1 protein-coding gene and 1 pseudogene are annotated in these 8,053 nt (G+C 34.1%); both read left to right on the forward strand.

Going from position 1 to position 8,053, the window contains the following annotated elements; translation table 11 throughout:
* The first annotated feature begins 885 nt into the window (after positions 1-885).
* The gene (locus JCM14209_RS08090) at positions 886-4,845 is read left to right on the forward strand and encodes a mucin-binding protein (protein WP_025022972.1); all 3,960 of its coding nucleotides are present in this window, start codon (positions 886-888) and stop codon (positions 4,843-4,845) included.
* Positions 4,846-5,283: 438 nt separating this feature from the next.
* Positions 5,284-8,053 (forward strand): annotated as a pseudogene (locus JCM14209_RS08095) (hypothetical protein); the annotation flags it as partial.

Raw genomic sequence — 8,053 nt, forward strand, 5'->3', positions numbered from 1 at the left:
TAATAACTAAATAGTTAATTTTTACCTCGAGAGCAATCTCGGGGTTTTTTGTTGCCTCCAAGTATTTAGATGATTTTGTATATTTCATCTGTATACTTAGAAGGTATTACAGCCGTTTAGGGGTGGTTTTTTTATAAAAAAATAAAAAATTGACTGTGCATTTTTCGGAAATTTGGGACTGGTTTGTCTGTAAAAATTAAAATGCTAAATTTTAAGGATGTTTGTGAATTTTAGTATATATAACATGAATAAAAGGTTAGTAAATAAGTAAAATTGTGAAAAAACTAAGCTATTATGCAAAATTTGAGTAAAATAACATTAATGTTAATAGATTGAACACCATGAGTAAAATGCTGTAAAATTAACGTTTTTGACAAACGGTGCTTAAATGTCAGGGGTTGAATTCACAAAAAATTCATATATAATGAATAAGTGATTAAGTAAGAGAAAATATAAAAGGTCTAAATGATCGGAAATTTTTCTAAAATAAGAATAGATATAACATACTCCTAGAAACAAAGAGAGCATACTAATAAAAATAGCTGATATAAAATTAAGATGGAAAATTTACAACACAACAAACTAACACAAACAACAAAAAATCCAAGAACTTCCCTAGAATATATACAGCTGCTATCTTTATAGAAGGCTGGGAAAAACTATTTTTTTAGAAACAAATATAGAAAGATAAAAACCTTAAGAAATTAGCGCTTTTAGAAACGTAATTTCTTAAGGTTTTTGAATTATAAGACTTTTTCTCAGTCTCTTTTTGTATATACTTATAGGAAAATAAAGCAAACTTTGTTAAAATGATAATGTTATGCAAAATATAAACGAGTTAAACGTTTTGTATAATGTAAACGTAATTTAACAGGGGGAAATTTAATGCTTTCTAAAAACAACAAACAACAGCAAGCACAAAAAATAGAAGATAAAAAGCAGAGATTTACAATTAAGCGTGTTAGCGTCGGGGTGGCTTCGGTCTTATTAGGGGCTACTTTCTTGATGTACGGGGGTACACAAGCTTCTGCTGATGCAGTTGGTGAAGTACAAACAGGTACTTTAGCAAGTGATGTTGTAGCTAAAGATCCTAGTACAGCACCTAAGGTAGAAAACTCAGCTAATGGAACTGCTGAACCAGCAGGGGCAACGGTTGCTCATGGACAAGCAGAAGTAACTACTGGAATTAATGCAACAGCTGATGTTCAAGTTAATAATCAATTTGGTGGTGGAAATGTTGGTCGTTTTGATTTAACGATTAATGTTGACCCCGTTAAAGCTAATGCTAAAGCAGGCGATCAATTAACTTTGACGTTTGAAGAATTGGGACCATATGAAGCGGGAAATGGGGCTATTGACAAGCTACCATTAACGCTAGAAAATAATGGGGTTGTTTTTGCCACATTAAAAGATCAAGCAACTCAAGTAACTAACATGGTTACAGAAACTGGTGTCAGTGGTAATCAATCTGCACCATATTGGGCTCAACGTCATGGAACAATCGAAGATCAATTACAATGGCATATTCCAAATAAAGGACTTACAACGATTGCCGATTACATCTTAACTTCTGAAGTAGAACACATGAGTGAGTTTAATTATACTTTCCATAAACAAACACATACAGCAACTCCAGAAGTTGACGTTGATACGATTCACCATGCAGTGATTAAAGTTGCATTCAATGGTCAAGAAAAGACAATTGCAGCTAAAGATTACCTTACATATGGAGAACCATTAGATACTCCTGAAGTAATTACTGATAAATCAATTAACGGAAAAGCAACGGGATCAGTACCACTTGATTCTCATGGAAACATTATTGATTTTAATCAACAAAAATCACAAATTAAAATTACAGCTAATGGTGATATTCCTACAGGGGCTATCATTAGAATTAAGTTAAATGATCCTGAATTTTCAAAATTCATTCAAAATGGTGAGTTTAGAGAATTTGTTGGTATGCCATTTGGGAATGGAACAATGGTTAATGAAAATCATGTTATTTTACGTGATGAAAGTAAGCCTAAATTCAAGGTTGTAAGTTTATCTGATGATGAATTTACTTTTGAATTAATTGACGGGACTCTTAGACATAAATATGAATACACAATCTATGATAATGATGGCTACCAATTTGGGGTAAAACGTGTTCTTACAGATAAATCTAAGCAATTGGCTCAAGAAGCAACAGCTAAGATGCGTGCTGAGGGTAAGACTAAAACTACAATCCAATCTGACGCTGGTGCAACGATTTACATTACCCTTCCAGGAGAAGCAGAAAAACTTCAAAATAACCAAGCGTTAGTTAACTGGGAATTTAATTATGACCCTAATGTGATCGCTAATGATGGTGGAAATTACAAGTCATTAGATGGTGATGTTATCGTTCGTTATATTGAAAATGTCACTGGAAAAGAAATCTTGACTGGAAAACCATTTATTAAACTTCCAGCTGAAGTTGATAAAGGACTTAATAAAGACGAATTTATGGTGTCAGAACCAACTCCAAATGATGTTTTAGTTGATGATGCTACTAACGTTGTAGATCCTAAGAAGACACCAATGCCAAGTACAGAAAATCCTAACGATCCTAACCAATATTTCACATACTACACTGATACTGTACCTTACTTTGTGAAAGGTAATGATGGTAATGTTTATCGTTTTGCAGGATTTGAAACTGATAATAAATTCGATAAAAAAGATTACGAAGCAACTTCAGGAGCGGTTGTAGTTAAAGGTAAAGCGCAAGTCGCAATTGTCGCAACTTATGGTCAAGTTAACTTTGGTTCAGTTGCTATTCAACCTGTTAATGAAAAGGGCGAAAACCTTGGCAATGAAATTCCAACTAAGTATGATGGTAGCCAAAAGGCAATTAATGAAGAAGGCAAGGACTATGATGTTAAGGATTTAGCTCCTGCAGAAATCATTGTAAATGGTAAGGCATATATTCTTAAAGCAAACCAAGCAACTCCAGCTAATGAAACGGGTAAATTAACTGCTGGCAAAACAGTTGTTCCATATGTATACGTTGAAAAATTCACGATTACAACAGATGATTCTGGAAAAGCAACTCGTACGATTCAATACCTTGATGAAGCAACAGGCTTAGAAATCCCAACATCAACTGCAGTTAAACAAGATGCTACATTTGAACGGACAGTAACAACTAATAATGCTGATAATACAACAGAAAACGGTGATTGGCGAGTAACAGCTAATGGAATGTTTGCTGTAGAATCACCAACTTTTGATAAGTATGTTTTGGTTGATCCAACACAAAAAACAGTGGCAGCAGTAACAACACCTCTTGAAGGATCAGATGATGTTATTAAAGTATATTACAAAGCTGCAGTAGTTGATGGTAATCAACAAACAAAAGAAGTAACTCGTACAATTAAGTATTTACAAAAAGATACAGATAAAGAATTACAAGCTCCTGTTACACAAACAGTTAGCTTTACTAAAACAGATAAAGTTAATGCTGTAACTAATGAAGTAGTGACTGAAGGAACTTGGAAACTTGTAAATAATGGGATGCAAGCAGTCGAATCACCAAAAATTATTGACGGCAATCAACTTGTAGAAGCAACAGATAGTACAGTTGCTGGGGTAGATAATCCTGAATTAACTGGTAATTATGACTATGTAGTTTATTATGAACCAATTATTACTACAGATTCATCAAATGAAGTTCATACACAAACAATTAATTATGTTGACGAACAAGGAAATAAAATTCCAAATGTTGAATCTAATGTTCAAACTACACATTGGTTAAATGAAACAACAACTAATGAAGATACTAAAGAAACAACATCTATGGGATGGCATACAGTAGATAGTTACCAAGATGTTGCTACACCAAAAATTGATGGATACTACTTAGTAGATGAAAATCAAGAAGTTATTAAGGGACAAACACCACAACAAGAAGATAGTGTAATTAATGTTGTCTTCCGTCAAATTGTTCAAGAGGTACCGGACAAATATCCAACATATGATTTACCGGAAATTCCGTTAGAACAAAAGGTACCGGACAAATATCCAACATATGACTTACCGGAAATTCCATTAGAACAAAAGGTACCGGACGACTACCCAACATATAACTTACCGGAAATTCCATTAGAACAAAGTATCCCAGATGATTACCCAACATATAACTTGCCAGAAGCACAAGTACCGGAAATACATCAAGTACCAAATGATTATCCAACATATAACTTGCCAGAAGCACAAGTACCGGAAATACATCAAGTACCAGATGATTATCCAACATATGACTTACCAGAAGCACAAGTACCGGAAATACATCAAGTACCAGATGATTATCCAACATATGACTTACCAGAAGCGCAAGTACCGGAAAAAAATCAAGAACCAAATGATCATCCAACATATGACTTACCAGAAGCGCAAGTGCCGGAAATGAATCAAGAACCAAATGATCATCCAACAAATGATTTACCGGAAGTACAAGTGCCAAAAGTTAACGAATTACCGAGTGAAACTCCAACAAATGACTTGCCAGAAGCGCAAGTACCAGAAATACAACCATCAAATGATTTACCAGTAGAAAATGTAACTGATAAACAAACTGATGCTAATGTATTAACTGAAAGAAAAGAACCTTCAAAAGATGAAGCTCTAATTGAAGTTAAACTTCCAACGGTACAAAAGCAATTGGCTGAAAAAGAACATGTATTTAATGATAAGCAAAATGTTTTACCACAAACTGGGGATGACAAAGCAAATGTAACTCTTGTAGGGTCAGTCCTAGTTGCAGCCGGATCAATGTTTGGTATGACATCAATCGCACGCAAGCGTAAAGAAAAATAATAACTAAATAGTTAATTTTTACCTCGAGAGCAATCTCGGGGTTTTTTTCTTACCATAAAAAATAGATATATTTTTACATTAATGTAGCAATGAGATTTTTTCGTAAGTAAGTGTGAAATTTCGAGATGTTATGAAATATGATGTTAAGAAAAGGATTAATTTAAATAAAAATAGGGATAAAAAATTATTTTTAATTATGAAATTTTTGTGAAAAAAATTTAAAAAACTTCCTCAAAAAGGGTGCGAAATCCTAATATATAAGGTATAATCATAATATATATTTAAAAGGTATTGTACAATGTTTATTCACATATAATGCAAGTTTTACGTTTTTTAAATATATTATCAAAGAGAAATGCTATTATTGTTAGTTTCTTAAGGTTACAATTTGTAACTTTAAGGAATTGATGGTGTTACGAAAAACTAGGAGGGTACTACATGCGTAAGAGAATGTATAAAGGTAATTATACTGAAACTGATCGTACTTCCCGTGTTAAGTTATATAAAACTGGCAAGGGTTGGGTTAGTTCATTAATCTCTGAAATTGGATTAATGAAGATGTTTGGTGCTAAATCAGAATCATTAAACATCACTTCAGTTACTTTAGACTCTAAAGTAGAAGAGTCTCACCCAGGAATCGATGCGCTCTTGAAGAGTGCAGCGGCGCTTGGTGCAGTTGCCGGGGCAGCAACATTAACAACACAAACAGCATCTGCAGATGATAATCTTGCAGCACCAGCTATTGAAAAACAAACAACAGAAGCAAACCTCGTTACTAACGATACAGTAACAGTTGCTTCTAACACACAAGCAGACAGTACATCAAGTGCTTCAACAAGCCAAGACAATACAGCTTCAAAGAGCACAAGTGAAAGTCTTTCAATAAGCCAAAGTACTTCAGCAAGTGAAAGTGTAAGTACTTCAGTAAGCCAAAGTACTTCAACAAGTGAAACAAAGGCTGACTCAAAAGTTACAAAAAACAGCCAAACTGTTTCAGATAAAGAAGAAACAAAACCAGCATCAAAGGCTACAACAGCTACAGCAGCTTCAACTCAAGAAGCTAACCAAGTTCAAGCACCAGCTACATTAACTGTTGCTGACGTTCAACAAACAGAACAAACTGAATTAACACTTGATTTATCAAATCAAGATGCTAACGTAGCTAACTTAAACGTTGCTTTAAACAAGGCAACAAATAACTTTGCTGCAACTTCTTTACCATTAAATACTACAACTAACAAGGATGATGAAGATAAGGTATTTGACTTAGCTTCAATTCCAGCAGATGTATTATCACAGATGGATCCACAAGAAGTTGCTTTATTACAACAATACTTATCAAATCCAGATTCATTCTCACCATTTGTTAACTTTGCATATACTGGTGGAGAAAGAGATGCGACTATATCATTAAATCCGGATGAAACTGGCGGAATTGTTGCAACAAATACACTTCATCCATTGCAATCAGCTGGTAATGATACTATCAAGGATGTAACATATACTTACAACGCTCAAACTAATGAAATTGAGTGGACTGTCATTTTAAATAATAGTGTTGCAAGTAAGAATCAAGGTATTATTTTCGATGGTGGAAATAGTAATTTCAACTTTAGGTCTGTAACAATAAACGGAACTAATGCTAGTCGTGTTGGTGATGTAACTGGAATTGATAATGGTATTCTTTATACTGCACCAATTAACAACGCAACAGATGTAAAAATTGTAGTTAAAGGTACAGTTATTAATAAAAGATTACCAGTTGACTTAGGTGGGGTTCGTGTTACGACAAGTAACAGAACACTAAGAGGAATTTCGGCTCAACAAACCGTGGGTGGCCTTAGCCAACAAACCAACTGGGATACAATTCCAGGACATGTTGTTGCTGAAATTCCATCATTGTCTAATTCAATGTCGAAAATTAATTCACAAAGTACTTCTGAAAGAGTTTCAACTTCAGCAAGTCAAACTTCAAAATCAATTTCTGAATCAGCAAGCCAAGCTTCAAAATCCGTTTCTGAATCAGCAAGTCAGGCTTCAAAATCTGCTTCTGAATCAATAAGTCAAGTTTCAAAGAGTAATTCAGAAAGTTTATCAAGATATTTGGAAGAGTCACTTTCAAGAAGTGCACGTACATCTAAGACTGGTTCTACATCAGTTTCAACAAGTGCTTCAACATCAGCAAGCAAATCACTTGAAAGTTTATCAAGATTTGTAAGCTCAGATAAATCAAGCGAAGTACAAAGCCGAGTATCAGAATATACAGTATCAAATTCAGAATACAAGTCATTATCAGAAGCTGTATCAAAGAGCTTAGCAACATCTAAGTCAATTGCAAACTCAACTGATAAGTCAATTAGTGAATCAACAAGTGCTTCATTAACACTTTCAAGAAGTTTAGCTGGTTCATTATCAAATTCAGCAAAGACTTCAGATTCAATTTCATTAAGCAATAGTAAAAATGGAAGCTTTAGCTTAAACTCACAACAAGAAAGTGATAGCAAAAAAGCATCACTTGAAAGTGAATATTTAAGTAATTTAGATAAAGTAAATTCAGAAAGTGCTAGTGATTCATTCTCAAGAATGCTTTCAAATAGCCTTAATGATAGTGTTTCTGCATCTAAGAGTTTAGAAAGCGCGATTGTTGAAATCTTGTCTAGAAGTGCAAGTCAAAGTAAAGCTGAATCAACATCAGCTTCTAAGCAAGCATCACAATCAGCAAGCAAATCAGTAGCTGAAAGTAAGTCAGCTTCATTCGAAGATCATTCGAGTGAAGTACAAAGTGATGTGAAAGCTCACTCTGATTCAGAATCAGATTTCGAATCTATTTCAGCATCAGTTTCAACAAGTTTACAAACATCTAAATCAGAAGCAACTTCAGTAGTTAATTCTGCAAGTCAAAGCACTTCAAAATCAGCTTCATTAAGTAAATCAGCAGTTGAATCAGCAAGTAATTCAGCAAGCAAGTCAGGCTCATTATCTGAAGTAAACAGTGCAAGTGGTAGTTATAGCTTATCTTCAAAAGAAGTAAGTCAAAGTAATGTAGTTAAGTCTGAATCTGAATCAAATTCACGTTCAGTTAAATCTGAATCAGAATCAGCAAGCAAATCAGTATCTGAGCGCCAAAGTGAAACTGAATCAGCATCTACAAGTGCATCAGAAAGCTTATCTTTAATGTGGATTTCACGTGGAATGAGTCAAAGCGCAT

The organism is Ligilactobacillus hayakitensis DSM 18933 = JCM 14209, from assembly GCF_000615845.1.
Classification (GTDB): domain Bacteria; phylum Bacillota; class Bacilli; order Lactobacillales; family Lactobacillaceae; genus Ligilactobacillus; species Ligilactobacillus hayakitensis.